Raw genomic sequence first — 24,598 nt, forward strand, 5'->3', positions numbered from 1 at the left:
TCGTCATCTGAGTTGGCGATGTTTTTATTTATTCTTCATTTCTTTTATATACTGCTTTTCCTCTTCTGGTGATAAACGTTCTGTTGCCTTGCCAGTATCTCCACCTTGAAGGCTCCATAAAAAGTTGTGCTCCTCAACAGTTTGAGAAAAATCTCCTTTTTCCCATCTATTTATAATAGAAAATAACTTCATTTTATATTGAAAACCTTTACTATTTTCAATATCTCTTTTCACATTAGAAATTTCCTTGTTTGTCATTTCTACAAATCCCCATTTTTCAGAGGATTTTACCTTTTGGTGTACCATTTTGTGCATAGTAGAAATAATTTCACCTTCACTAACTTGTGGAGATTCTTCTGCAACTTTCTTCTCTTTTTCGTTTGCCGCTTGCTGGGTTTGAATATTTTTATTTTCTTTTTCCACATATGCAAGCAATTTCTTTCCGCCAACTATAGACGAGAAAATTACTATAATTGTAATGCATATACTTACGATCCATTTAAAAAGCATTAACTCTTCATCGCTTCCCTAACAAGATGACTATCTACATACTGCTTAAACTTCACAATTTTACCGTTCTCAAGTTGCCATACATGAACAAATTCTGCCTCAAATGATTTTCCCGTGTCTTTATAAACTCCTGAATACATACCTTCAGCAATAATCACATCTTTTCCGCTTACTTCATGGTACATATTTACACTCGCTTTATAATCATTCCATTCTGATCCTAATCGGCTAAATACATTTTCCATTATTGCTTCTACACCGATATAAGTTCCCCCGTACGGGAACCCTTCTGCCTCCGTCCATTCTACTTTTTCAGAGAGAGCTTCTGCTAAATGTTTTGCATTCGAAGAAGCTGATCCTTCATATGTACTTCGAATAATTTCTAAATTTGCTTTAGGCATGTTACTTCCTCCCGTTTTATTTATTTTTTACACACAGTGTAACTACAACTGTTACACTGCGTGTAAAAAAATATTTAAATTGTTGTATTCTTACTCTACGCGTTGTAATCATTATAGTTACAATAATGATTCAAGTCAACAATTTATAAATAAGTTTACTTCGTTTTCATTACTTTCTCTTTTAAGAAACGATCTATATATCCTTCTGCTTTTACAACGAATAAATACGCACCCATTGATAATAATGCAAGATCTAATTCATATCCTGGATTCTTTCCATCTCCTAATAAACCTGCTGCTCCATTTACCTTTACGATAGCTCCAGCTAAAATAAGAGCGAATAGCAATCCTACATATCGTACGCCTAAACCGATAATTAATAATATACCACCAACTAATTCAACTGTTGCTACGCCATATGCAAGACCGCCTGGTAAGCCAATGCTTGTAAACCATCCTGCTACGTTATCGATACCTGATTGAAACTTCGCTAAACCATGTGCAAAGAACGTTACTCCTAACACGATACGAATAATTAAATTCCCAATATATTGATTCATTTTTTTCTCTCCTTTTTGTTTTGTTATGGTGAACTTTTATTTACAAGTCAAAACAATACGGTATTTCATTTCATTCGTCAAATACTTTTTTAAAGAAAACAAAAAACATTATCCCTTTTACGGATAATGTTTTCTTACAAAATAGCGCTAATTCAAGCTTTTATTCTATTACACAAAAAAGTTGAAACATTTTTCCAGCACCAACATACGGCAATAAAGATATATCCTCTTCTACAACCATGCCAACAACGTTCACTTTCTCATCTGCAGGCAAATCATGTATAGCAACTTGCATCTCTCCAGCATATCTACCGTACAATTCATTATCAATTGTAATGCTGCCTTTCTTTCTTGCAATTGTATGCATAGGCTGTAAAATCACTTTATGCTCTTCTCGCGATTCTACTGAGCGAATGACATCACGAGCTGGATCTAATCGATTCGTATGCACTTGCTCTACCATTTTTAATACTTCTTTATCAGTTATAAACGATTTGTACCGCAACGGAATAATCCCTCTACTCGCACTCGCTATCTCTTGTACACTTTCTACACTTCCGCTTATATCCCCAATTAACACTTTATCGACACCACAAGCTTGTACAAGTTCTAAGTACGCTTCAAGCGGGCGCATATTGCGGTGCTTTTCTAACGTTGGTAAGCCTTCATATAACGGGCCTCGTTTCTCCCCATCCCCTGGAATAAATGCCATCGTTTTTATTCCGCACTCATGTAAGTATTCATTTTGTTTTTGTAAGAAGGACTTTGCTAGTCCTGTTTCTGGGCGCGGGTAAAAATTATGCCACGCTTCTACATTCTCTACCCGTATTTTTTCAGTGATTAACTCTTTCCACAATGAATCTGTAATCGTACTCGCATTTAAGGCTACTTTCATTTTATGGGATACGCGCGCGATTTCTTTCGGCGTGATGCCATAGTCCATTCGTAAACCAGTAATGCCCCACTCTACTAACTCTTCCACATTTTCGTATGTCATTTCTAAATGGTGTAACGATTTTGGAGAAACATCGACCATTAACTCCATTTCATTTTCAAGAGCCTGCTTCCCAAGTATTTGAATTAGCTCTTTATATGTACCAGGGTCATCTTCTGGTATATGAAGTGATGTAAAAATAGATGAAAACCCGTTTTCCTTCGCTACTTTTAGCCATTCTTCTTGTTTCTTTACTCGCTCTTTTGAAAGATAAATTGATACTCCTAGCATATGAATCTCCCTTTCCATGAATAGAAAAAGAGAAAGGAATCCCTTTCTCTATATGTTTTCTGCCATTTCTTCTTTAAATCCGAAGAAGTACGTAAAGATGAATCCGAAAGTATATGCCACTACTAATCCAAGGAAATATAGTAAATATTTATTATCAGCAATTAACGGAATTAATGATAATCCTGATACACCAATTCCGAGTGCAGCTGTTTTCATAACTGCTTGGAATGCACCACCGACAGCTGCCCCTAAACAAGCTGTAAGAAACGGTTTTCCAAGTGGTAATGTAACCCCGTATAATAACGGTTCGCCAATTCCTAAAAATCCAACTGGTAATGCCCCTTTAATTACGTTACGAAGTCGTTTATTTTTTGTTTTTACAAAAATCGCAATTGCTGCACCTACTTGACCAGCTCCAGCCATTGCGAGTACTGGTAATAAAGGTGTTACGTGCGTTTGATTAATAAACTCCATATGAATCGGTGTTAAACCGTGATGTAATCCGACCATAACGAGCGGTAAAAATGTTCCTGCAAGTACTGCTCCCGCAAACGCGCCGCCAATATTTAAAATACCATTAATGCCGCTTGTAATTCCTTCAGATAAGAAACCTGCTACCGGCTGAATGGCTAACATCGTTACGATACTTACGACTAACACAGTAATAAGCGGTGTCACGATAATATCAACTGCATTTGGCACAGCTTTTCGAACTTGTCTTTCTACTACAACCATAAGCCACGCTGCAAAAATAACGGCAAACAATCCGCCCCGTCCGGGTACGAGCGCTTCACCAAATAATTTTACAGTCGCCATCGCCGGGTTGAAAATTAAAATACCAGCAATTGCTCCAAGAACCGGTGTCCCGCCAAATTCTTTCGCTGTATTCCAGCCGACTAAAATGCCTAAGAATGTAAAGATACCGCCGCCAATGAGTAGCAACATTTGTAGCCACGTTGCATTCGGATCAGCACCTGCATTTTTCGCAAAGTTAGCGACCCCGTTTATAATACCTGATGCAACAAGACCCGGAATTAATGGAATGAAAATACTTCCTATTTTTCTTAAAAAGTTTTTCACCGGTGTATTATTTTTCTTCTTAATCTCTGACTTCATCTCTTGCCCAAGATCTTCAAGGTGATGATCTGCCACTTCACCAATTCGGAGTCCTGTTAAACCTTCCATCTCAGCTGCTACTTTATTTACTGTTCCCGGACCAACAACAACTTGAAGCGTCTCATCTTCAATAACGCCCATAACCCCTTCAACTTTTTTCAAAAGGTCCATGTTCACTTTACTTTCATCATGAAGCGTTAACCGTAGTCTCGTCATACAATGAGCAATGCCACGAATATTCTTTACTCCCCCAAGTTGCTCTGAAATTTCTCTGGCCATTCTCTCTTCTTTCTTCATAATAGAATCCCCCTCCCTATTATTTTATAGTGCCTTTTTCACAAACCCTTTCGCTTCTTTTAATTTCTGCAGTGCTTCCCCATACTCACACTGCAACAACACCATAACAATCGCAGCTTTCACGTTACGTTCTGCTTTTTCATAATACTCCGCTGCTACTTCATAACTAACACCTGTTGCTTCCACAATAATTCGTTTTGATCGTTCTACTAATTTTTCATTTGTAGATTGCACATCTACCATTAAGTTTTTATATACTTTCCCTACACCAATCATAGATGCTGTTGAAATCATATTGAGTACTAATTTTTGCGCTGTACCAGCTTTCAAACGCGTTGAGCCTGTTAAAATTTCTGCGCCTGTTCCTACTTCCACATTTATTTTTGCATATTTACTTATTTCAGCATTTTTATTACAGGAGATACTCGCTGTACTCGCTCCTACACGATTCGCGTACTTCAAGCCACCAATAACATAAGGAGTTCGACCACTTGCTGCAATTCCAATCACTGTATCTTTCTCATTTAATCCTATACTTTTTAAATCTTCGTCCGCTAACTCTTCACGGTCTTCTGCACCTTCTACCGCTTTAGTAAACGCTTTCAATCCACCTGCTATAAATCCTTGCACCATTTTATCGTCTGTGCCAAATGTCGGCGGACATTCCACTGCGTCCAAAATACCTAAACGGCCACTTGTACCAGCCCCAATGTAAATTAATCGACCCTCTTCTTCGAAAGATTTAATAACAGTCTGCACAACTTTTTCAATCTGCTCTATTTCATTTTCAACTGCTAACGCAACAGTACGATCTTCTTCATTCATACTTTGCAGAATTTCTTTTATGCTCATCTCATCTAAATTCATCGTCTTTTCATTACGGTGTTCTGTCGATAAATTTTCTAACATATTCCCACCTACTTTGAAATTTAATTTCATACTTTAATTATAACTTTAAGAAATTTAAAATCAATATTACTTTATTATTTTATGAAATTTAATTTCTTTTCATGACGAATTTATGTCCGTCCGTATGCAAAAAAAGATGGGTTTCCCCATCTTCTCATTTTAGCTTCCGTAATCGCAAAGCTTCTTCTCTTGTTTCCATAAATTGATCCAGCACTTTATTACCAATACGATTAAAGGTAATCACATATAGAGCATCTATCATGTTCAATTGCGTCATTCTTGAAGCAATACTTGCAATACGATGATCTTGTTCTACATCTGGCATACAAAGACGAATGTCTGCCTCTTTATATAACGGTGATGATTGATCAAGCTTCGTAATCGCAATAACTGTTGCACCTTGTCTCTTCGCATATTGCGCCATTTCAAGTACATCTTTCGTACGACCAGATGTTGAAATTGCCACAAATATATCGCCTTCTTTTAAATTCGTCACAAGTGGCAACATCATATGAAAATCAGATAGCATCATCGCTGTAAATCCGAGCCTTGTAAATTTATAAGCTCCGTCCATCGCCGGAGTAGCTGATCCGCCTACTCCGTAAAAGATAATTTTATCGGCATTTACAATACGATCTGCAGCTTTTTCAAGTTCTTTTTTATCTATCGCCGTCACGCTCGCCTCAATTGCAGCTTTATTCACATACGTAACTTTATTAAACAAGTCGTACGGTCCATCTTCCGTATTCATCACTGAAAAATCATTAATATTATAATCAGCAATCGTTAATTCGCGAACGAGCGCGATTTTAAATGCTTTAAAACTTCCGATTCCAATCGACTTACAAAAGCGAACAACACTCGCCTCACTTGCGCCTGCATTCGTTGACACTTCTTTCGTCGTTAAGTTCGGAACAATCTCTGCATTCTCCGTTATGTACATGGCAACCTTCTTTTCAGCTGGTGAAAATTGATCCATATTACTTTCAATTTTAAATAGTAACGTTGAAGCTTTCACTATTTAACCTCCACTTCTTACGGTTGCGTTTACTTATTTTCTCTTGCTTCAAGAAGGTAAAAACCATTATCGCCAGGAGGATGAAACACATTTACAATGCGATTCCCTTTTTGATAAACAGTTCTTTCCCCTTCTGTCCACTTCTTTTCCCAACCTTTCATCCAAATCGCAACATCAGGTAAAAAAGCAGTATATTTCAGCTTCTGGTCGTACTCACCATCTGCTTCTTCCGAGAAAATAGAAACCGGAAAATCTTTCACTTTTGATTCTTTCCATGCAGTAAATGGTATACATACGGCAATAAGTACGATTACACCGATAACCTTCTCCTTCGTAATCTTCACACATTTTCTCCCCTCGACTTATCATATACGTAGATTTTACCATAATTACAACCCATTCACGCTATATGACTATTGCTTTTTCCAATAAAGTGAAACTTTAATCAGTGGGGGTTTTCTTCATCCCCCACTGATTATCAGCTCTCACCAATCGGACTTTAATGGGATAAAAAAAGAGCTTATCCACGTCAGATAAGCCCTTCCTCACTATACGAAATACTTCTTCAAAAGCGGCGGCGTAATAATCGTCGTCAATATAACGACAATAACAATCGCTGTGAAATTTTCTTTCGCTAATAAATTTGCCGTAAGTCCATTCGCTGCGATGATAAGCGCTACTTCACCACGTGATACCATCCCAGCTCCGATACTAATAGAAGATTGAAGGTTGAATCCTGTTAGCCTTGCTCCTAAACCTGATCCAATTAACTTTGTGAAAATCGCAATAAGCGTCATAATGATAATGAACCAGAGCTGGCTTCCAATACCTTGAAATGTAATTTCCATTCCAATACTTACGAAGAACACTGGCACAAATATCGCATACGCAATCGGTTCAATTTTATGTTCTACTTCGTGCTTATACTCTGTTTGAGAAATGGCAATTCCGGCTGCAAATGCGCCAATAATACCTGCAATCCCCATCATTTCACTATAATACGAAAAAGAGAAACAAATAATAAGAGCTGCACTAATTAGAGCTTCTGTTACACGAAGTGGTACAAGCATTTTCATAATCCACGGAACAACTTTCCATGCGATAAAAACGATGCTGACGAAGAAAATAATTTTCTTTACGATAACAAGTGTTATATTCACATCTTGCGTTCCTAAAAAACTCATAACAAACGCTAATAAAATAACGACGATCACATCGTCAAATACGGCAGCACCTAAAATCGTTGTACTTTCTCTCGTATTCATTTTTCCTAAATCTCTTAGCGTTTGCACTGTAATACTAACTGACGTTGCGCAAAGTAATAACCCTAAAAAAATTGCATGAGATTGTATTAGTCCAAACAGCAATCCTGTTACATAACCACCGATGAAAGGAAAAATAATTCCACCAGCTGCTACTGCAAATGATGATTTCAAATTCCGATTTAGTTCTTCTAAATCTGTTTCAAGTCCAGCCATAAACATAAGGAGTAAAACACCAATCTCACTCAGCTCATCAATCAGTTCAGAACTATTTATAATACCAAGTACAGCTGGACCGATAATAATACCGATAATTAATTTACCAAGTACAGAAGGCTGGCCAAGCCTTACGCTAATATCACCAGCTAATTTCGTACAAAGTAAAATGACGACAAGTTCAAAATAAAATAACATAGCATCTTCTCCTACTTTAACTTTAATCAGTGGGTCGTTAACCCTCGTCCATCCCTGCAAGTAGTTTCTCCTATTCATCCGCATTTTATTTGTCATATTTTTATTTGACAAAATATTCTGAATTATATTAAGATTAATCCAGCAATTTTAAAAAACTACGCACCATAACTGTACCTCGATTTCCTTACATACTCTTTTCTAGTGGGCTCATACTACATTCGCAGTTATGGAAATGAAAAACGGGGGGAGAGTCCAAAGTGAAATCATTATTACGAAAAAAGGCGATTACTACTGAATCACCACGACAACTACAAAGAACATTAACCGCACTTGATTTAACGTTTTTAGGAATTGGCGCCGTAATTGGCACAGGGATTTTTGTATTAACAGGTATTGTTGCAGCGAAACATTCTGGTCCTGGTATTATGTTATCATTTCTTATTGCTGCATTTACTTGTGCTTGTGTAGCCTTTTGTTATGCCGAATTTGCTTCTTCTATTCCTGTCTCAGGAAGTGTGTATACTTACGCATACATGACAGTCGGGGAAGTCGTCGCCTTCATCGTCGGATGGTGTTTAATGCTCGAATATTTACTGGCAGTCGCAGCAGTAGCTGTCGGTTGGTCTGGTTATTTACAGTCTTTACTACAAGGATTTAACATCCATCTGCCCGCCATAATCGCCTCGGCACCTGGCGTAGGAAAAGGTGGTCTCATTGATTTACCAGCTGTTTGTATTTTACTCATCATTACCGGTCTTTTAAGTTTTGGTATACGTGAAAGCGCACGCATTAATAATATTATGGTTCTGATCAAGTTAGCAGTTATTATCGCCTTTATCGTAGCAGGTGCAAAATATGTAAAACCTGAAAATTGGACACCGTTCATCCCATTCGGATACGACGGTATTATTACTGGAGCTGCTACTGTATTCTTCGCCTTCTTAGGCTTTGATGCAATCGCAACCGCTGCGGAAGAAACGAAAAAACCACAGCGTGATTTACCAATTGGCATTATCGGTTCCCTTCTTATTTGTACTGTTTTATACATGATTGTATCTTTCGTTTTAACAGGTATGGTTCCGTATACACAATTAGATGTTTCTGATCCAGTTGCGTTTGCCTTGCATTTCGTTGGGGAAGATACGATTGCAGGACTACTCGCTGTTGGAGCGATGACTGGAATGACAACCGTTCTCTTAGTCGTTATGTATGGACAAGTTCGCGTTTCATATGCGATGAGCCGCGATGGCCTACTTCCAAAAGCGTTAGCACGTGTAAATAAAAGAGTGAAAATCCCTTTATTAAATACGTGGATTACTGGTGTTGTTGCCGCTTTATTAGCAGGACTTTTAGATCTGCACGTATTAGCGAATTTAGTAAATATCGGTACATTAACAGCCTTCACATTCGTTTGCTGTGCAGTACTTATTTTACGAAAAACACACCCTGACTTGAAACGCGGATTCCGTACACCTTTCGTACCTGTATTACCAGTTGTCGCTATTCTTTGCTGTTTATATTTAATGGCTAATTTATCTAAAACGACATGGATTAGCTTTATAGCTTGGCTTATAGTCGGTTTATGCTTCTATTTCTTCTACTCTAGAAAACATAGTCATTTAGCTACTGAAAAAGCAAACGATGAACAGAAAAAAGCATAACAAAATAGCTCGCCAATAAAACGGCGAGCTATCTTTCTGTGCTATTATATTTTTTCGTTAACGATTGTAAAATGAAAAATATGCCGATGCAAGCTGTAAACGATGCCCAATTCCCTATTAGCGTTGCGTATTTAATAATTCCAATACCTACAAGCACTAAGAAAATAATCACCTGATATATGAGCTTCCACTTTTGCATATATTCCCTCCTTTACTTCGTTCCCTTCTTTTTCTTCTTCCATGCATTTAAACTATCAAAGAAGAAATTAATAAATAACGTGCCTAAACCCGCTAATAAAAACGTCATTAAAAATAAAACCCATATACTTTTTTCTTTTAAGAAATAATATCCTACAAGGAGCACAACCGCGATCCATACATATTCAAGAATTCTTTTTAACTTTTTCTCTTCCAAATTATTCGCTCCTTCATTCTATGCTACTTTTAGTATAACAAAAAAGAAGCCTATCATGATAAGCTTCTTTCTCTTCTCTCTTATTTGTTTATGCTTTTTTCAACGAGTGAAATCGCATACTCTAATGTACGATTCATCGTTTCTACCTGTGCATCCTTTACTTTCGCATCTTTTAACACAGATTCTGCCACTGTAATTTTTTGACTCAATGATTTCACTGAACCGTCCGTTACATTTGCAGCTTGCGCTTTTTTCACTACTGCTTTTGCAGATTCAATATTCATTTGTAATTTTTCTTTCAATGTTTTCGGTTGTTCTACTACTTTAGATTGTATAAATGTTTGATTTGCAGTTTTTAATTCATTATATGCTTGAACAATTTGTTCTCCCGTACTCGCTACATTTTCAAACACTTGTTTTGCATTATTATAGCTTTTCTCTAATTCTTGAAATGCTTCCTTTGAATATTGACCTGGCTTATCCCCAAACTCATACGTACCAGCTAACACTTCTTTTACTTTTCCAAGTTCTTCAAATAACGCATTTACTTGCTCTAACTTCGTACGGTTAGAAAACTCATTGTACGCTGCTAATACTTCTGAAGAACTTAACGCTTTACTATATAATTTCGCAAGCGCGATTTGTCCATTTAACGGAATACCACCATTCCCATTGCTATCAGGATCCGCTCCAAGTGCAAATGGTACATTTGGATGATACACTTTTCCTGTAGCCGGTTGGCTATTTACTTTTTTACCATCTACATAAATAGCTACTTCACTTCCGTTATACGTTCCTGTTAAGTGATATGTTTTGTTTGCTTCTAATTGAACGCCAACACGTTTATAACTGCCGCCAATGTGAGCCCATAATTCAACATATCCACTTCCTGTAGATTCAAAACCAATTCCGCCACTCTCTGTATTTTGCAAAATACCTTGTCCGCGAATTTCATTCATTGCAAATACTGTTTCTAACGTAAACGTATTTACAACTTTTTCTTTTTGTGCTGCTGAAAATGGAAGGTATCCAAATGTGTTTGCTTTTCCGTTTAATTTCATAACATTCTTTTTCAATGCTTTATCATATTCAATAGTCACATTGCCCTTCACATCACCTTTTGTACCAAACGGTGAATTGTCTTTAAATGTACCATCTGCAAAGTTCACATCGAAAACATCAGCCTTTGGAACTTTCACATTCGGGTCAATATTATCTTTTTTCGTAGTAATTTCCGCCGTTAATGGTTGTACACTTTCATTGCCAAATGAATCAATCGCAACTACTTCAAGTGTATATGTTTTCCCACCATCTAACCCTGCCAGTGTAAATGTGAGCTCTTTCGGCACTGGATCACGATAAAACTCTGAGAATGCCAACAATTTGTTCTTTATTTCTCCCGTTTGCTTATCTCTAGCTTGTACGCGATAAGAATGAACAAGAAGGTTATCCAGTGCTTGTGGGAATGTTACTGTTGCTGCATTTTCTGTTACATTTGATACCGCAATCTTTGCATCCTTTGCAAAGTAAGGCTTTTCTTTATCACGATCTTCTACATGTGTAAATGTTTCTTTCTTTGCTGGTAATTTAATTTTCCAAGGCTCGCCTGTCCAAGAATTTGTATGGAAATCACGGCGATTAATCGTTACCTCTTTATCGTCTACTTCTACTAATAACCCTTGGCTTAATGTACTAGCTCCTGGTGGGATATTCCCTTGTACTTTACCACCTTCAACTTCCATATAACTTACTGAAGATGTACCAACTGATGTAAAGTCTTTTTGATGAATCGATCTTGGATCATCTAACGGATAATGTGAATGACCTGAAAACGTAATAACCTGTGGATATGCTTTCAACACCTCGTTAATTTTTGCACTATCTTTTGTTCCCCACTCTTGGCTACCATATACTGTATCTTTAATATGTTGGTGTAAAAATACGAAAATTGGTTTTTCTGGATCATCTTTTTGTGCCTTTGCCATTTCTTCTTTTAACCAATTAATTTGCTTGTCTGAATAATATCCATGAGTTGTCCCATCTTCCGGAGACATAACAAGGAAATGGTAACCTTTCACCACTTTGTGATAGTAAATCGATTCCATTCCTGTTTTTTCTAAGAAACGCTTCTGTGCGCCCTCTACAGATAAACCGTTCCAATAATCATGGTTACCAAGAGAATTCATTCGCACGGCATCTTTATTTGCATTTTCATTATACACTTGCATGAAACGATCATATTGTTGTACCGATCCTGAATCAGTAAAATCTCCCACAATTACAAACGCATCTTGTTTAGGTGCAAGTGTATTCAGTTGCTCGATTGCTCGTTTCCAGCGAAACGTATCATCCGTTCCACTATTCTTAATATGTACATCACTTACAACTGGAAAAACTATCTTCTTCTCACTCGGTGCCTTTTCTTGCTTTTTCTCTTCCGCTTTAACTGATGTACTCCACGGAAATGATACGAACGCTAATACAAAAACCATTAATAATCCAATAAGTCCTTTTACTTTTCGTAAAGCTGTTCTTTCCACATGAATCCTCCTCATATAATCAATTAATTACAATGATTATTGTACTGAACACATATTAACTTCATATAAATTACAAATAAAATTTATTTAATTTTTGTAAATATACAGTCAATTTACTGTAACATCCAACATTATTTGTATTATCTTATACAACCATCTTTTGTCTAACAGACTCTTATTCATGATTATGAGTTGGACGCCTATTAAACAAACTTTCCTGAAATTTTTGCCCCTTTATTAACACAACTATCGTTTTGCCACATTTAATAGTAATAAAAAGAAACTATGAAGGGAGGAGCTATTAATGGCTTGTAAAAAAAATATCGGCTGTTATGCCCCTTTATCTATCATTTGCCCTCCCTATGATCCACCTACTCCCCCTGACCCACCATCTTGTGAATTAGTCAACAATGAATTCGCTGGTAATTTTTTTATAACAAAAGAAATTCCATCGCCTTCTGAAGGTTCTACATTAATCTTATGGGAAGGAGATGGTGTACTTAAAATATCGGGTAATATTTCTGTGTATAATAGCACTAGTAGTACTGAAGCGGTTACGGTTCAAATTATTGGCAGGTGACAAATACTTTCACTGTCTATCCTGGCAACACAATGTCATATACAGGTCAATCATTACAATCTGTGGCAATTATTAATCTCCCAAATAATCCAATTCGGTATATAGAAGGAAAATATTGTTGTCAATTCTCATTTTGCTTTTAAAATGATTTATGACCTCAACTTACAAACTATAAGAAAAAGCATACCATTTTGGTATGCTTTTTCTTATGAAATTGGATAACGTACCGTTAAACATAATTGTCCTTGGCTTACTCCCGTTCCTGTCGTTACGATTTGAATTGTAGTAAAGTACCTTACTGTAAAGGATCCACTACTTTGTGGTTGTACAGTAATTGTATTCACCACTGTCGCTCCTACTAAAAAATTCACCGTAATTGGAGCTGTACCTACATCATATTTCACATAACCTGATGCATATAAATCTTGCGTAATATTATTCGTATACACCGTTTCCGTTACCGCACCAGTAGCGGACCAATCTATACATACTTGATCTTGTACAAGCGTATTATTGGAGCAACAAGATAAACTAGAATTCCCCATTTTAGCCCTCTCCTATTCTTCTATGAAAGTGGATAACGCGTCGTGATACAAAATTCACCTTGATATGTTCCAGCTGTTGCGGCTGGTAAAGTTACCTCAATTGTTTCAAAACGACGATACGTAAAAGCAATACTAGTTCCTGGATTTAATGTTTGAGTATCAAGTGTATTACCAGCTGAGTCAAGAACTGTTAATGTTATTGCTGCTGGTCCTACATCATATCGAACAAATCCTGTTCCAATTACATTTTGATTAATATTATTGTTATACAGCACATTCGTAATAGCAGTCGCTACTACGGTTCCTGACCACGGACTACACACTTTATCTTGCACATAATTTTTATCTGGACAGCAAGTTAACGCTGCCCCTGAGCACTCACAAGACATAGTTGTTTCCCCTCTCTCTTTTTTATTCCCTATATGTGTATGTCCTTTAGAGTCTTTTGCCTGTACTATTCATCTATTTTCAAAAAATATTCATATGACTAGATAGATTCCGTTTTGTTTCTTTTTTTCATATATTTATAGACAAAGATACTAGCCACGATAAGAATAACGCCTCCTAATATAGGTAGCATATATTGTCCAACAACATCCGCAGCCTTTTCCCAATGCGGACCTAATTTCATTCCAAAATAGACATATAAAGTCGTTAGCGGGAACATTGCTACAAATGTATAAATACTAAATTTCCATATGTTCATTTTCGCCATACCACAAGGAACAGAAATAAGCGTTCGAACTCCCGGTACAAAGCGTCCAACAAATGCTACAACTGGTCCATATTTCTCAAAGAAATCATCTGCTTTTTGAATTTGTTCTTCTTTAATAAAGAAGTATTTCCCGTACTTTATTAATAGAGGACGACCACCGTAATAACCGAGTGCATATAATGTTAACGGTCCTGTCGTTCCGCCAAGCGTTCCAGCTAATACAGCTAGCCAAAAATTCATATCACCCTCGTACACCCAATATCCAACCATAGGCAAAACGACTTCTGCTGGAATAAATTCAAACGTTAAAGCCAATACAACTCCAAAATAAGAAAACTGCTTTAAAAACTCGATTATATCTAAAATAATTTGCTCCATATTTTAACTCCTATCCTACATTTACGTTATGCTTTTCTTGTAATTGAACTGGGGCCATTTTTACAATTCGGTTCAAAATAAATAACACAATCCCAATATCATCTAAAATACCGATGAACGGTAAGAAGTCTGGAATTAAATCAAGCGGCATCGCTACATAACCAACTAAAAAAGCAATGGATAAGATTTTCTTCTTTATTGAAACCTCTTTTGAAGTAAAAAAGTCAAATAGGAATGGAACAAATCGGCGAACATGAAATACAACTCTTAATCTACTAATCAGTTTTTTCATTTTTATTTCTCCTCTCTTTGTATACAAAAAGGCCCCTACCAAATATGGTAAGGGTCCTAAAAAAGACAATAAGGGGCCTTTACCATTGCTGGTAAAGGTCTCACTAACAACGAAACGTTGCCAATAAAGCCGAGGGTTTCTCCCTGTAATGACGACTTTACTGTAATAAGTTACTCCCCTTTATATACACAATTTTATACAATCACATTAAAATATTTTGGAGGGCTTGTCAATATATTTTATATCCCAAGCCCTTCCGTAAAAAACAAAAAACGTATAGGAAATTTCTTACTATCTCATAATATACATAATCATTTTTGAATGAAAGGAGAGGCTTCATTTGCATACAGTATGGAAAGGTGCGCTTTCACTTGGACTATTAAATATAGGAATTAAACTATATAGCGCCGTAGAAGAAAACGATATAAAATTTTTAAGTCTCCATAAAGAATGCTTAACACCTATTAAATATAAAAAATTCGCTCCTGATTGTACGGATGAAGACATTGATGATAAAGATATTGTAAAAGCCTATGAATATGCACCTCATAAATACATTATTATGGATGAAAAAGAATTAGCTGCGTTGCAAAAAGCTCACGAACCACGATCCATTCGTATTATATCTTTTGTCCAAAATGACGAAATCGATTCTGTTCTTTATGACCGCTCTTATTTTATAGGCCCTACCCCAGGACATGAAAAATCATATTTGTTATTAAAAGAAGCTCTTGAACGTACAAATAAACTTGGGCTTATTCATATTGCTATTAGAAAAAAACAACATTTAGCTATTATCCGTAACTTTGAAGATGGACTTATGTTGCAAACTATTCACTACCCTAATGAAATTCGCGATATAACAAATACACCTAACTTACCAAGTAACGAAAATTATCCGATTCAAAAACAAGAACTCACCGCAGCAATGAATTTAATCCATCATCTTACAAATCCTTTTGAACAAGAAATGTATACAGATGAGTATAAAGAAGCTCTTACCGAATTAATCGAAAATAAAATTGAACAACAGGAAAAAACGGAAACAACCTCTCCTGCTCCAAACATCATCAATATTATGGAGACATTACAGGCAAGTATTGAACAAGCAAAAATAAAAAGAGACAATAAAACAGAAAAAGAGGCCAAATAAAATTGACCTCTTTTTCTTTAAAGCGGATTACATTTTGGCATTTCAAGTCCAGACGATTGAGCCAATTTTAATAAGTAATAACATTCCTCTCTTGCCATATGGTCTGCCATTCTAGCTGATAATGTACTTAATACTTCATTTGATAACTCCAATTCTTCAACTTCATGTAAAAAATGTGAAAATAATTTCAATTCAAGTGAAACATCTTTTGTAAACTTCTTTAATGCTGGAAAATGATGAAGCTCCGTTCGTAAATATCCAGTCATCTCAACCGCCTTTAAGTAAAATTGTTCAAAATGCTTCGTAAATTCTTCACTTTTCTCTTTTAATCTTTTTTCAACAAGATCTAGCCCACCAGAAATAGAACCCGCATGACCAGCCGCATCCGTTAACCAAACGAGATGATAGTGCAGTTCATGAAAAACAGGCGGAACTTCCCCTTTCTTTAAAAACTCTAAAACCGTTATATACTCCTCTACTTCATTTACCATATGATTGATAAAAGTTGGCGTAAAATGAATTGTAATTTTTCCTTCCAACTGTTTCTGTATAATATTTAATTTAAACATTCGTATTTCCTTAGCTGCTTGTTCAGCCTCTTTTGAGAATGCCATCAGATTTACATTCCGAACTTTATTTAACAGATTCGTAAATGTTTCAACAAAGTAAGTAGCTTTCTTTATATCCTCTGTTTCCTTCGGCGCTAACGCATCAAGTAAAAACTGCGCATGATCAGTAAGTACCTTTAGCCAAAATTGATGCTCAAACAATGCACTTTCTTCATAATTTCTCTCCACTAAATCCCCTCCGTTTATTCACCCTTCTCTACTACTTGAAGTTTATATCCATCTGGGTCTTGTACTACAATACTCCTCGCACATTCATTTTCTGTATATAAAATTTCATAAAACGCTAGCTTCTTTTTCAATTTCTCTATGTTAGAAATCGTAAACGTTAAATCCTCACATGAATCTGTAACACTTTTTTCCCGTCCACCTAACACGCGATTCATGACAAAACTAATTCTCTTTGAATCAGAATCATACCAAACCCCTGTTATATCTAATTGCGGTCTTTCTAAACTAGGTTTGATTCCTAAAATCCCTTCGTAAAAATACAACGTTTCCTTTAAGTTTTTCACTTCCAATACAATGAATTGTTTCACAGTCTCCACATTCATTCCCCCCGTACCTATTACTTTTTTATATGTGTCATAAATGCTCATTATGTCTGAATACAATACGTAGTAATGAACATGTAAGGAGGTTTATTCGTGAATAAATATATGAGATCATTTGTGCCCTATCATAGTCCTCTCGATCCTTGTCCTCCTATCGGAAAAAAATATTATTCTACTCCTCCTAATTTATTTTTAGGCTTTCAACCACCAAACTTACCGCAATTTACGCCAAAAGAAGCACTCCAAAAAGGAACTTTATGGCCTGTTTTTTATGACTATTATGAAAATCCTTATAAAAAAGGGCGGTGACTACTGACGTGACTCAATCGCTACCAGAAGAATATTATCAGCTGTTACTGGAGCTTCAAGAACTAGACTTTGTACTAGTCGAACTCACTCTTTATTTAGATACACATCCAGATGACACTGCTGCTATTAATCAATTTAATGAATTTTCCTATAAACGAAGAGTATTAAAACAAAAGATGGAAGAAAAATACGGGCCACTCCAACAGTTTGGAAACAGCTATTCTAATGCCCCTTGGGAATGGAGCAAAGGTCCTTGGCCATGGCAAATATAAAGGAGAGAAACTATGTGGATTTATGAAAAAAAATTACAATACCCAGTTAAAGTAGGAACTTGTAATCCAGCACTTGCAAAATTATTAATTGAGCAATATGGCGGTGCAGATGGGGAATTAGCTGCTGCACTCCGTTACTTAAATCAACGTTATACAATTCCTGATAAAGTCATTGGTCTCCTTACCGATATTGGTACAGAAGAATTTGCTCACCTTGAAATGATTGCTACAATGGTTTATAAGCTGACGAAAGATGCGACTCCTGAACAAATGAAAGCTGCTGGTCTTGACCCTCATTACGCTGATCATGATAGTGCACTCCACTACCATAACGCTGCTGGTGTTCCATTTACTGCAACCTATATACAAGCTAAAGGTGATCCAATTGCCGACCTATACGAGGATATTGCGGCTGAAGAAAAAGCACGCGCAACATATCAATGGCTTATTAACTTATCAGATGATCCAGATATAAATGACAGCCTACGCTTCTTACGTGAACGAGAAATCGTCCATTCACAACGTTTCAGAGAAGCGGTTGAAATTTTAAAAGAAGAACGTGATAAAAAAATATTTTTTTAAAACACGTATCCTAGGGATATGTGTTTTTTTACGTTATAAGTTAAATCCTTCCTATTAAACATATAAATAGTATATTTATTCGATTTAATGCATTATTTTTTAATTTTTTCAAAATTCCCTATTGCTTTCTAGTCATCAGACCTTTAAAATAATAACAGTTACTCGACAAATTGTTTGAATTTTCGACAAAAACACTCAGTAGGAGGATTTTCTTTATATGCGTACAACTTTAAAACCAGCGCAAATACTTTCGATTAGTTTATTACTATTCGCAGTTTTCTTCGGTGCTGGTAATATGATTTTCCCGCCACTCCTTGGACTTTCTTCTGGAGAGAACATGTGGATCTCCATTACAGGATTTATTATTACAGACGTCGGTTTATCTTTACTAGCTATCGTTGCTGTTGCCCTTGCCGGTGGTAGTTTTAACACGTTAGCAAGCCGTGTTCATCCAAAATTCGCAGCAGTATTCGCTATCATTATTTATCTTTCAATCGGCCCACTATTTGTTATTCCACGAACTGGATCTGTATCTTACGAAATTGGGATTGCACCACTTTTCCCAGACCAATGGTACTCTATGTTAGTTTTTAGTGCGATTTTCTTTACAGTCGTCTACTTCTTATCATTAAATCCATCAAAATTAGTAGATCATATCGGAAAAATATTAACGCCCATTTTACTTGGAATTATTGCAATTATGGCAACAAAAGCAATTCTTTCACCAGGAACGTTTGCAGAACCTGTTGGTGACTATAAAGAAATTCCATTTTTCAAAGGATTTCTTGAAGGGTTTTTAACGTTAGATGCAATCGGTGCTCTCGTACTATCAACAATCGTTGTAAATGCAATTCGTCAAAACGGTATACAAGAGAAGAAATCTATCGCAAAATATACAATCATTTGCGGAAGCATCGCTGCTCTATTCTTAACAATTGTTTATTTCTTACTCGGTTATATCGGAGCTTCAAACGGAAACTTAGGGCAATTCGAAAACGGTGGTCAACTATTAGCTACTGTTATGTATCACTTCTTTGGGACAAGCGGTAATGTTTTATTAAGTATCGCCATTATCTTCGCTTGTTTAACGACAGCAATCGGTGTTGTAAGTGCATTTGCAAACTATTTCGCAACAGTACTAACAAATGTTTCTTACAAAAAGCTTGTACTATACGTTTGTATCTTTAGCTTCGTGATTTCAAACTTAGGTTTAAGTTTATTAATCAAAATTACATTACCTGTATTAATTATTTTATATCCAATTACAATCATTTTAATTTTCGTATCATTTATTGATAAATATACGAAACGTAAACCTTCTGTCTACATCGGAGCAATGATCGCAGCATTCATTATTAGCTGTATTCACGCACTTGATAATGTGGAAATGATACCAAGTTTTATTGCGAATATCGTACACACCATTCCTTTTTATAACTTAGGAATTGGCTGGATTATTCCAGCAATCATCGGTGGTATAATCGGTTACTATATTCCCCAATCAGAAGCTGAAGGTGAAGTTTCTACAAAATAAAGAAAAGAAGCAAGCATGAAATACATGCTTGCTTCTTTTTATTTTCACATCGTATGTTTAAAAGTAAATAACTCTTCTTTTGACTGCACAGCAGATTGTTCCTCTTCTACAACATCCTTCTTTAGCTCTCCTCCTAACCTTACTTTCATCATCGCCTCTTCGATACTTTTTACAATCATATTTCCTGAAAAAATAGTAAGTCCAAAAAATGTAATCGGAACGAGAGGAATCCACGGATTCACTGTTAATGATCTAAAATAGACTCCAATTAGCCCTGACCATTCATGTGTGTAAGATTCTATTTCTTCTATCGGTCCAAAAAACTTAACCGTTCCGCCAAAGAATATTTCTAGTAACCCTAAGTGCAGTAAAATAGTAAGAGTCTGCGTAAACTGCTGAAAAAATACAAGTATAAACGTCATATAAAGATGCGGGAAAAGATGCTTTATAACAATATGTCTTCTCGATCCACCTAATATGCGCGCAGCATCAACAAATTCTTCCGTTCGTAACTTACGAACTTCCTTCGCAACATACAGTGCAATAACTGGCATTACAAGCATTACAAGTAAGACAACTTGAAACGAAGCCCTTTCAAAAAAGGTTGTTGTTTCCTCCCCACTTCCAAATGTACTTGCAAATTGAAGAAAAAAATACGCAATCATAACTGTCGGAATAACTGTAAAACTATCAAAGAAAGCCTCAATTTTTGAAAAACCTCTTTTTATGTACGTTCCGAGGACGACACCGAAAAACACACCTATTACCATTCGAAGTGCCGCAATTAAAATAGATATACCAATCGTCCACTTTGCGCCTTCAATGACTAAATGTAACAGGTCGTACCCTTTCCGGTCTGTCCCGAGTAAAAATTGTAATGAAGGTGAAAACGGTGGTACTTGCGGATTTTCATCCGCATCATATTGCAATGTAACTTGTCTAATATGTCCATCATTCCATATCGTATTTCCGATGCTCAAAAGAACTAATAGGAGAAGAAACCCAATGCTTATCCAAAATCTTTTATCACGTTTTATATACGTCCACATATTATAATCTCTCCTTCATCGCAGCCGGAATAAGATAATGAAACAATTTAAATAAAATAAAAATCGGAATATAAATAAGCAGTACACTCACGATAAAAACTTCAACTCTAATACCCTCATACGATTTCAAAAACATAAAAATACCACCCGTATTAAAAATCCATTCTATAATATATAAATTAGATAACATAAAAAAGATATTCGTTTTCGCAAAGAATAATGTACTAAGCAACACATTTCGTAAAATATGACGATTTAAAATATGAAAGCGCCCCAGCCCTTTCGCCTTAGCAAATAGTACATAATCTTTTTCTAGTTCATTTTCAAAACGAAGCACGACCATTTTTACAAACATAATCGTAGTCGGGATGCTCAAACACAATATTGGCAACCCCCTAATCGACTCGCCTCCAATTGAAGCAATTTGAAAAGGTAAAAAACCTGTTTGTTTAAAAAACCATACAACTAAAATTTGTGATACTAAAATAAGAAGGATATCTGGAATGGATTCTAGCAAGATAAGAAATGATTTAATTCGATGTTGTATACGCGGTGAACTACTCATAATGACATAAACAATACAAAATGCTACAAATAATGAAATAAAAAAAGCAGCTAAAAAAATAATAATCGTTTCTTTATAATGGACGAACAGCTGCGGAAATAAAAATTTATCTCCCACATATTTAAAATTGGTGATGTCCATTAAATTCACAAACACTTCTTGTAAACTCTTTATGTATTGTGATGCATGCAGCTCAAATCCATAAAATAGTTTCGGCAATGTCCCTAAACAAATAATACCCAAAATCGAAATAAGAAATTGAATCGTCACTTCCATCCCGTTCAAAAATACTTTTTTGACCATTTTCGCCCTTCTCTCTCTATAATTTACCCTTTAATTTTATTCTTAATTTTCTGAATTGTAAATATTTAGCATGTGAAAAATCGCTAGGTTATGACCCTAACGATTCTTTGTGTAACTGTTTTTCTCTTTTCGCAAATGGCATATATAAAATAAAACATCCAATAAGCGCTGCGAGTTCTAATGAAATAATATAGTAAGGATGTGGTCCTAACATATCAAGTAATGAAGCTGTTTCTGGCTTATGAGCTAAAAACATATAATTACCACCTGTTTTGTAATTTACAAACGAAACAATCGGAATCAATATGTTTAAAAATATCATTGTGCGTTTAATAGATTGTACTGTCGGACGATATCCTTCCACCCAAGTCATAAAGAGTGGCGCCCAAATGAGCAATATATGCGCGATAAAATATTCAATGAACCGAAAATGCGGAAAAGCATACTGCAAGTTTGGCGTTAAAATGGCTTGTGATGCACCAATAATTCCTGTAAAAAATACAATCTCATATATACGGTAACTTTTCGTTATGATCATAATTGACGCTAACAATAAACTAATTGTACATAACTCAAACGGTAATGAAGTGGCTAGCTCAAAAATCCCTGTTTTCCACTCCCACATATGAAGTCCAATTTCACTCCCTATAAATAGAAATGCAATCGCATATCGAACCGTTATATTCCACTCATTTTGACGTAATACATCTTGGTATTGATATAAAAAAACGATTCCCACCAACAGAATAAATAATATAATGGCATGTTGCCTTGAGTAGGGAATAAACGGTTTTAATGGATGCGCACTAAAATAAACTTCCATCTTCCTTCCTCCTCTCCTTCATACAATATTATTGTAAGAAAGAAACAACGAGTCAATTCATTTGCTTACGCTGGGACAAGCTCTACCTTACATTTACATATTCATACCTTACAAAACTGTAAGGTTATTGTAAGCTAAAACGATTTGTCAGATTCTTTACCTCTTCTATACTTAATGTAGATACTAAAACGAACGAAAAGGTGATAAATAGATGAAGAAGAAAAATAAAGTGTTAATTACTAGTGTAGTAGCAATCGGAATTGCAGCTGGATCATACTTTGCATTTGCTGGCGGCGGTTCAGAAGTAGCAATGGCATATAGCGGATATAAAGTAACAGAAAAACAGATTGAAAACGCGCAAAAATTTGGCGGTGAAGTCATTCCAAACGGAATTGAAACAATTTCATTTGATCCAACAAAAGGTACGTATGAATTAGCTGTAAAAAAAGGTGATGAAGTGAAAAAAGGGCAACTCCTTTTTAAATATAATGACCCTACTGCGAAACAAGGTGTAACAGAAGCAGAAATGCAAAAGAAAATGGCACAAAAAGAAGTAACATTGTTCCAAAAGCAAATTGATGCTGCGAAACAAAAATTACAAAAAGATAAAAATGCAGGCCTTCCTGCTGAAGCATTAAAAGCATCAGAAATTGAAGTACAGCAATTAGAATCACAACTTGAAATGAAGAAATTTGAAGTTGAAAAAGCTGATGAGATGATTAAAGCAGCAAAAGAGAAAGTAAACACACTTTCTGTAACGAGCCCTGCCGATGGCGTAATTGATGATATCGTAAAAATCGCTGATGAAAAAACAGGTATGAGCGGCATTACACTTCGTCACGCTGGCCCATTTAAAGTAAAAGGTCAACTTTCTGAATATGAGCTTGCTAGTATGAAAGTTGGGCAAGAAGTAACTGTTTCATCAAAAACGGTCGCTGGTAAGACTTGGACAGGAAAAGTAACAGAAATTGGTTCTACACCATTAAAGAGTATGGATGAAAACAAGACAGTTTCTAACTATCAATTCACTGTCACATTAGATAATAGTGAAGAATTACAAAACGGCTTCCACGTTTACGTAACAAGTAAATCTGGCGAAGCAACTGGCACAATTGTTCCAAAAAGCAGCATCGTGAAAAAAGGTGACAAAAATGTTGTCTTCGTCGTAAAAGACGGTAAAGCGAAAGAACAAGCAGTTACTGTTGAATTCGAAACTGATAGTGAAGCAAAAGTTTCTGGAGTGAAAAAAGGAGAGGAAATTATCTCTAAACCGGAAAAAGACTTAAAAGATGGTATGGAGGTTGTCGCCCAGTGATTAACTTAAAAGGCATCACAAAATCCTTCCAAAACGGTGCAGAATCCGTTCAAATATTACACGGTATTGACGTAACACTGAACCAAGGAGAATTCACCTCTATTATGGGACCATCTGGTTCTGGTAAATCAACATTAATGAACATTATCGGTTGTTTAGATAAACCGACGACAGGTACGTACGAACTAGCTGGGCAAAATATTTCAAACATGTCTGAAACAGAACTTGCACGCGTTCGTAATAAGGAGATCGGATTCGTATTCCAAAACTTCATGTTATTACCGAGACTTACAGCACTTCAAAATGTAGAGCTACCTCTTATTTACGCTGGAGTTGATAAAAAAGAAAGACGTGAGCGCTCATTAGCTGCTTTAACAAAAGTAGGTTTAGCTGATCGTGCTACTCACTTACCGAACGAATTATCAGGTGGACAAAAACAGCGTGTCGCTGTTGCACGTGCAATCGTAAATAATCCAAAGTTCATTTTAGCCGATGAACCGACAGGCGCACTTGATACGAAAACGAGTACACAAATTATGGATCTCTTTTACGAATTAAACAAACAAGGCTCAACAATCATTATGATTACCCACGATCGTGAAATCGGGGAAGCTGCAGCACGTCAAATTGTAATTCGTGACGGAAATATCGTCCAAGATTGGAGAGGTTAATTTT

The 24,598-nt window shown here is 36.0% G+C and carries 29 protein-coding genes and 1 pseudogene; 9 read left to right on the top strand and 21 right to left on the bottom strand.

Features of this window, described 5'->3' with window-relative positions; translation table 11 throughout:
- Positions 1 to 24: 24 nt before the first annotated feature.
- From RTP99_RS17525 to RTP99_RS17565, 9 genes are all read right to left on the bottom strand, one after another.
- The gene (locus tag RTP99_RS17525; protein ID WP_000898004.1) at positions 25 to 510 is read right to left on the bottom strand and encodes a PRK06770 family protein; all 486 of its coding nucleotides are present in this window, start codon (positions 508 to 510) and stop codon (positions 25 to 27) included.
- Complete coding sequence (locus RTP99_RS17530; protein WP_001123573.1) at positions 510 to 911, bottom strand: nuclear transport factor 2 family protein; 402 nt, start codon at positions 909 to 911, stop codon at positions 510 to 512. Before RTP99_RS17530 ends, RTP99_RS17525 begins: the two co-directional genes overlap by 1 nt.
- A 155-nt stretch (positions 912 to 1,066) precedes the next feature.
- Positions 1,067 to 1,471: a DoxX family protein gene (locus tag RTP99_RS17535; protein ID WP_046646383.1), complete on the bottom strand. Its 405-nt coding sequence runs from the start codon at positions 1,469 to 1,471 to the stop codon at positions 1,067 to 1,069.
- Positions 1,472 to 1,631: 160 nt separating this feature from the next.
- Positions 1,632 to 2,696 (bottom strand): DUF871 domain-containing protein, encoded by a 1,065-nt coding sequence (locus RTP99_RS17540; protein WP_000901933.1) that lies wholly within the window; start codon positions 2,694 to 2,696, stop codon positions 1,632 to 1,634.
- 48 nt (positions 2,697 to 2,744) lie between these two features.
- Positions 2,745 to 4,109: a PTS transporter subunit EIIC gene (locus tag RTP99_RS17545; RefSeq protein ID WP_000711321.1), complete on the bottom strand. Its 1,365-nt coding sequence runs from the start codon at positions 4,107 to 4,109 to the stop codon at positions 2,745 to 2,747.
- A 24-nt stretch (positions 4,110 to 4,133) separates the two neighbouring features.
- Positions 4,134 to 5,018, bottom strand: coding sequence for an N-acetylmuramic acid 6-phosphate etherase (murQ, locus tag RTP99_RS17550; protein ID WP_000892335.1), 885 nt, complete (start codon positions 5,016 to 5,018; stop codon positions 4,134 to 4,136).
- A gap of 154 nt (positions 5,019 to 5,172) precedes the next feature.
- Positions 5,173 to 6,036, bottom strand: coding sequence for a MurR/RpiR family transcriptional regulator (locus RTP99_RS17555; RefSeq protein WP_000648180.1), 864 nt, complete (start codon positions 6,034 to 6,036; stop codon positions 5,173 to 5,175).
- A 29-nt stretch (positions 6,037 to 6,065) separates the two neighbouring features.
- Complete coding sequence (locus tag RTP99_RS17560; RefSeq protein WP_000704954.1) at positions 6,066 to 6,380, bottom strand: hypothetical protein; 315 nt, start codon at positions 6,378 to 6,380, stop codon at positions 6,066 to 6,068.
- Between the two features lie 204 nt (positions 6,381 to 6,584).
- Positions 6,585 to 7,808: a cation:proton antiporter gene (locus tag RTP99_RS17565; RefSeq protein ID WP_373696334.1), complete on the bottom strand. Its 1,224-nt coding sequence runs from the start codon at positions 7,806 to 7,808 to the stop codon at positions 6,585 to 6,587.
- A gap of 161 nt (positions 7,809 to 7,969) precedes the next feature.
- Between RTP99_RS17565 and bcaP the strand changes: the two genes are divergently transcribed.
- A complete protein-coding gene (bcaP, locus tag RTP99_RS17570; RefSeq protein WP_000838699.1) occupies positions 7,970 to 9,373 on the top strand; it encodes a branched-chain amino acid transporter BcaP in 1,404 nt (467 codons plus the stop codon).
- A 28-nt stretch (positions 9,374 to 9,401) separates the two neighbouring features.
- On the opposite strand, the gene RTP99_RS17575 is transcribed toward bcaP, so the two are convergent.
- The 3 genes from RTP99_RS17575 to RTP99_RS17585 form a co-directional block, all read right to left on the bottom strand.
- On the bottom strand, positions 9,402 to 9,572 hold the full coding sequence (locus tag RTP99_RS17575; protein WP_001174849.1) for a hypothetical protein: 171 nt from the start codon (positions 9,570 to 9,572) through the stop codon (positions 9,402 to 9,404).
- A 12-nt stretch (positions 9,573 to 9,584) separates the two neighbouring features.
- The gene (locus RTP99_RS17580; RefSeq protein ID WP_000391504.1) at positions 9,585 to 9,788 is read right to left on the bottom strand and encodes a hypothetical protein; all 204 of its coding nucleotides are present in this window, start codon (positions 9,786 to 9,788) and stop codon (positions 9,585 to 9,587) included.
- 80 nt (positions 9,789 to 9,868) lie between these two features.
- Positions 9,869 to 12,328 (bottom strand): LamG-like jellyroll fold domain-containing protein, encoded by a 2,460-nt coding sequence (locus RTP99_RS17585; protein ID WP_000442462.1) that lies wholly within the window; start codon positions 12,326 to 12,328, stop codon positions 9,869 to 9,871.
- A gap of 304 nt (positions 12,329 to 12,632) precedes the next feature.
- Here RTP99_RS17585 and RTP99_RS17590 point away from each other — a divergent pair.
- A pseudogene (locus RTP99_RS17590) lies at positions 12,633 to 13,051 on the top strand (S-Ena type endospore appendage).
- A 63-nt stretch (positions 13,052 to 13,114) separates the two neighbouring features.
- On the opposite strand, the gene RTP99_RS17595 reads toward RTP99_RS17590, so the two are convergent.
- The 4 genes from RTP99_RS17595 to RTP99_RS17610 all read right to left on the bottom strand — a co-directional run bounded on the left by RTP99_RS17595 (position 13,115) and on the right by RTP99_RS17610 (position 14,838).
- Positions 13,115 to 13,453, bottom strand: coding sequence for a DUF3992 domain-containing protein (locus RTP99_RS17595; RefSeq protein ID WP_000528442.1), 339 nt, complete (start codon positions 13,451 to 13,453; stop codon positions 13,115 to 13,117).
- A gap of 20 nt (positions 13,454 to 13,473) precedes the next feature.
- Entirely contained in the window at positions 13,474 to 13,842 is a 369-nt protein-coding gene (locus RTP99_RS17600; RefSeq protein WP_001277532.1) for a DUF3992 domain-containing protein, read from the bottom strand.
- Between the two features lie 98 nt (positions 13,843 to 13,940).
- Positions 13,941 to 14,546 carry a DedA family protein gene (locus tag RTP99_RS17605; protein WP_000435017.1) on the bottom strand — a complete coding sequence of 202 codons (606 nt, stop codon included), beginning with the start codon at positions 14,544 to 14,546 and terminating at the stop codon, positions 13,941 to 13,943.
- Positions 14,547 to 14,556: 10 nt separating this feature from the next.
- Positions 14,557 to 14,838, bottom strand: a complete 282-nt coding sequence (locus RTP99_RS17610) for a YkvA family protein (protein WP_000733844.1) — start codon at positions 14,836 to 14,838, stop codon at positions 14,557 to 14,559.
- Between the two features lie 340 nt (positions 14,839 to 15,178).
- Here RTP99_RS17610 and ku point away from each other — a divergent pair, with 340 nt between their 5' ends.
- Positions 15,179 to 15,991, top strand: a complete 813-nt coding sequence (ku, locus tag RTP99_RS17615; protein WP_312366674.1) for a non-homologous end joining protein Ku — start codon at positions 15,179 to 15,181, stop codon at positions 15,989 to 15,991.
- 17 nt (positions 15,992 to 16,008) lie between these two features.
- On the opposite strand, the gene RTP99_RS17620 is transcribed toward ku, so the two are convergent.
- Positions 16,009 to 16,788: a DUF2935 domain-containing protein gene (locus tag RTP99_RS17620; protein ID WP_000440981.1), complete on the bottom strand. Its 780-nt coding sequence runs from the start codon at positions 16,786 to 16,788 to the stop codon at positions 16,009 to 16,011.
- Between the two features lie 14 nt (positions 16,789 to 16,802).
- Positions 16,803 to 17,231 carry a VOC family protein gene (locus tag RTP99_RS17625; RefSeq protein WP_116733372.1) on the bottom strand — a complete coding sequence of 143 codons (429 nt, stop codon included), beginning with the start codon at positions 17,229 to 17,231 and terminating at the stop codon, positions 16,803 to 16,805.
- 33 nt (positions 17,232 to 17,264) lie between these two features.
- Here RTP99_RS17625 and RTP99_RS17630 point away from each other — a divergent pair, with 33 nt between their 5' ends.
- The 4 genes from RTP99_RS17630 to brnQ2 all read left to right on the top strand — a co-directional run bounded on the left by RTP99_RS17630 (position 17,265) and on the right by brnQ2 (position 19,868).
- The gene (locus RTP99_RS17630; RefSeq protein ID WP_001046257.1) at positions 17,265 to 17,480 is read left to right on the top strand and encodes a spore coat associated protein CotJA; all 216 of its coding nucleotides are present in this window, start codon (positions 17,265 to 17,267) and stop codon (positions 17,478 to 17,480) included.
- Between the two features lie 8 nt (positions 17,481 to 17,488).
- Positions 17,489 to 17,752 (top strand): spore coat protein CotJB, encoded by a 264-nt coding sequence (locus RTP99_RS17635; protein ID WP_000194493.1) that lies wholly within the window; start codon positions 17,489 to 17,491, stop codon positions 17,750 to 17,752.
- A gap of 12 nt (positions 17,753 to 17,764) precedes the next feature.
- Entirely contained in the window at positions 17,765 to 18,334 is a 570-nt protein-coding gene (cotJC, locus tag RTP99_RS17640) for a spore coat protein CotJC (protein WP_000265273.1), read from the top strand.
- A gap of 217 nt (positions 18,335 to 18,551) precedes the next feature.
- A complete protein-coding gene (gene brnQ2 / locus RTP99_RS17645; protein ID WP_016716543.1) occupies positions 18,552 to 19,868 on the top strand; it encodes a branched-chain amino acid transport system II carrier protein BrnQ2 in 1,317 nt (438 codons plus the stop codon).
- Positions 19,869 to 19,912: 44 nt separating this feature from the next.
- Here the strand turns inward: brnQ2 and RTP99_RS17650 are convergent, their stop codons facing one another.
- The 3 genes from RTP99_RS17650 to RTP99_RS17660 form a co-directional block, all read right to left on the bottom strand.
- Positions 19,913 to 20,917: an ABC transporter permease gene (locus tag RTP99_RS17650; protein WP_000269937.1), complete on the bottom strand. Its 1,005-nt coding sequence runs from the start codon at positions 20,915 to 20,917 to the stop codon at positions 19,913 to 19,915.
- Position 20,918: 1 nt separating this feature from the next.
- Complete coding sequence (locus RTP99_RS17655; RefSeq protein ID WP_016716541.1) at positions 20,919 to 21,785, bottom strand: ABC transporter permease subunit; 867 nt, start codon at positions 21,783 to 21,785, stop codon at positions 20,919 to 20,921.
- An 88-nt stretch (positions 21,786 to 21,873) separates the two neighbouring features.
- Positions 21,874 to 22,608, bottom strand: coding sequence for a YwaF family protein (locus tag RTP99_RS17660; RefSeq protein ID WP_000454446.1), 735 nt, complete (start codon positions 22,606 to 22,608; stop codon positions 21,874 to 21,876).
- 211 nt (positions 22,609 to 22,819) lie between these two features.
- Here RTP99_RS17660 and RTP99_RS17665 point away from each other — a divergent pair, with 211 nt between their 5' ends.
- Both RTP99_RS17665 and RTP99_RS17670 read left to right on the top strand, forming a co-directional pair.
- A complete protein-coding gene (locus tag RTP99_RS17665; protein WP_000728821.1) occupies positions 22,820 to 23,923 on the top strand; it encodes an efflux RND transporter periplasmic adaptor subunit in 1,104 nt (367 codons plus the stop codon).
- Positions 23,920 to 24,594, top strand: coding sequence for an ABC transporter ATP-binding protein (locus RTP99_RS17670; protein WP_000609103.1), 675 nt, complete (start codon positions 23,920 to 23,922; stop codon positions 24,592 to 24,594). The genes RTP99_RS17665 and RTP99_RS17670 overlap by 4 nt, the downstream gene beginning before the upstream one ends.
- The last annotated feature ends 4 nt before the right edge of the window (positions 24,595 to 24,598 follow it).

This window comes from Bacillus sp. (in: firmicutes) (assembly GCF_031983925.1).
Classification (GTDB): domain Bacteria; phylum Bacillota; class Bacilli; order Bacillales; family Bacillaceae_G; genus Bacillus_A; species Bacillus_A pacificus.

Excerpts from the sequence above, each read along its gene's own strand:
- RTP99_RS17665 (WP_000728821.1), top strand. The coding sequence starts at position 22,820 with ATGAAGAAGAAAAATAAAGTGTTAATTACTAGTGTAGTAGCAATCGGA.
- RTP99_RS17530 (WP_001123573.1), bottom strand. The coding sequence starts at position 911 with ATGCCTAAAGCAAATTTAGAAATTATTCGAAGTACATATGAAGGATCA.
- RTP99_RS17540 (WP_000901933.1), bottom strand. The coding sequence starts at position 2,696 with ATGCTAGGAGTATCAATTTATCTTTCAAAAGAGCGAGTAAAGAAACAA.
- RTP99_RS17650 (WP_000269937.1), bottom strand. The coding sequence starts at position 20,917 with ATGTGGACGTATATAAAACGTGATAAAAGATTTTGGATAAGCATTGGG.
- RTP99_RS17575 (WP_001174849.1), bottom strand. The coding sequence starts at position 9,572 with ATGCAAAAGTGGAAGCTCATATATCAGGTGATTATTTTCTTAGTGCTT.
- RTP99_RS17525 (WP_000898004.1), bottom strand. The coding sequence starts at position 510 with ATGCTTTTTAAATGGATCGTAAGTATATGCATTACAATTATAGTAATT.
- murQ (WP_000892335.1), bottom strand. The coding sequence starts at position 5,018 with ATGTTAGAAAATTTATCGACAGAACACCGTAATGAAAAGACGATGAAT.
- RTP99_RS17565 (WP_373696334.1), bottom strand. The coding sequence starts at position 7,808 with ATGACAAATAAAATGCGGATGAATAGGAGAAACTACTTGCAGGGATGG.
- RTP99_RS17595 (WP_000528442.1), bottom strand. The coding sequence starts at position 13,453 with ATGGGGAATTCTAGTTTATCTTGTTGCTCCAATAATACGCTTGTACAA.
- RTP99_RS17605 (WP_000435017.1), bottom strand. The coding sequence starts at position 14,546 with ATGGAGCAAATTATTTTAGATATAATCGAGTTTTTAAAGCAGTTTTCT.
- RTP99_RS17655 (WP_016716541.1), bottom strand. The coding sequence starts at position 21,785 with ATGGTCAAAAAAGTATTTTTGAACGGGATGGAAGTGACGATTCAATTT.
- RTP99_RS17535 (WP_046646383.1), bottom strand. The coding sequence starts at position 1,471 with ATGAATCAATATATTGGGAATTTAATTATTCGTATCGTGTTAGGAGTA.
- RTP99_RS17545 (WP_000711321.1), bottom strand. The coding sequence starts at position 4,109 with ATGAAGAAAGAAGAGAGAATGGCCAGAGAAATTTCAGAGCAACTTGGG.
- brnQ2 (WP_016716543.1), top strand. The coding sequence starts at position 18,552 with ATGCGTACAACTTTAAAACCAGCGCAAATACTTTCGATTAGTTTATTA.
- RTP99_RS17610 (WP_000733844.1), bottom strand. The coding sequence starts at position 14,838 with ATGAAAAAACTGATTAGTAGATTAAGAGTTGTATTTCATGTTCGCCGA.
- RTP99_RS17600 (WP_001277532.1), bottom strand. The coding sequence starts at position 13,842 with ATGTCTTGTGAGTGCTCAGGGGCAGCGTTAACTTGCTGTCCAGATAAA.
- cotJC (WP_000265273.1), top strand. The coding sequence starts at position 17,765 with ATGTGGATTTATGAAAAAAAATTACAATACCCAGTTAAAGTAGGAACT.
- RTP99_RS17660 (WP_000454446.1), bottom strand. The coding sequence starts at position 22,608 with ATGGAAGTTTATTTTAGTGCGCATCCATTAAAACCGTTTATTCCCTAC.